Source organism: Desulfosporosinus metallidurans (assembly GCF_001936615.1).
GTDB classification, from domain to species: domain Bacteria; phylum Bacillota; class Desulfitobacteriia; order Desulfitobacteriales; family Desulfitobacteriaceae; genus Desulfosporosinus; species Desulfosporosinus metallidurans.
The window spans coordinates 1-396 of sequence record NZ_MLBF01000210.1; the positions used below are offsets into that span (position 1 = coordinate 1).

Annotated in this window: 1 protein-coding gene; it reads right to left on the reverse strand. The window is 43.9% G+C overall.

Annotation, left to right across the window (positions count from 1 at the left end; translation table 11 throughout):
- Window positions 1-274: hypothetical protein (locus DSOL_RS26420; protein ID WP_345788436.1), on the reverse strand; the 274-nt coding region annotated here is incomplete at its 3' end.
- Window positions 275-396: the final 122 nt, after the last annotated feature.

Below are 396 nucleotides of genomic sequence, written 5' to 3' on the forward strand. Positions count from 1 at the left end.
GCCGACGCCGCCCGTCGGGGTACTGGCTGCGCTTGTCAAAACTCTCGATAATGCCGAGGTAAGTCACTTTGTTGCGCAGATAATGCCGGGAACTTGATTTCTTGGCGTACTCCAGATAAATATCCATGTACGACGCCCAGTTTTTTGAATCCGCTCCAGAAAGAATGTGATCTATTTCGCGCCTAACTCTTTGGGTATAGCAGGCACTATAGCCTGATTCTTCCATGTAGACAATAAGTTTGGGATAATTGTCCCGTAAGTTTTGTACATCCATCTGTACACCTCCTTTTTCGGAAGTATACAATATGAAAATAAAATCCTCACCTTTGCATGAAGAATAATCGGATTGGCCGCGCTATTAGCGAAAGGTTCGGATTTTATTTAGGTTTGGATAAC